The organism is Pseudomonas brassicacearum (assembly GCF_003732265.1).
GTDB classification, from domain to species: Bacteria; Pseudomonadota; Gammaproteobacteria; order Pseudomonadales; family Pseudomonadaceae; genus Aquipseudomonas; species Aquipseudomonas brassicacearum_D.
This window is the reverse complement of the sequence record NZ_MOBK01000169.1, coordinates 1-298: the sequence shown is the minus strand read 5'-3', so window position 1 is coordinate 298 and position 298 is coordinate 1. Positions and strand designations below refer to the sequence as shown.

Sequence of the window (298 nt, the reverse complement as noted above, 5' to 3'; positions counted from 1 at the left end):
TCGTTGACCATCAACACCCGCGGCGCCAGCGCCTGAACCTGATGGATGATCTGCGACAGCTGCTCTCCGACTTGCTGCACTTCTGACATGCCACGGCGCACTTCTTCGGAGAATTTATCCATGCCCATGACGCCAGCGGATACCGCCGACTGGATCTCGCGCACCATCTGCTCGATGTCGTAAGTCGCCACGGCGGTCTGGTCTGCAAGACGTCGCACTTCAGTGGCGACCACGGCAAAACCGCGCCCGTATTCACCGGCCTTCTCGGCCTCGATGGCGGCGGTCAGCGACAGCAGGT

General features: G+C 61.7%; 1 protein-coding gene. It reads right to left on the bottom strand.

Translation table 11 applies throughout. The annotated features are described in order from the left end of the window. Positions 1 to 298, bottom strand: a 298-nt coding sequence (locus BK660_RS30635; RefSeq protein WP_259698555.1) for a methyl-accepting chemotaxis protein, incomplete at both ends; no start/stop codon positions are given.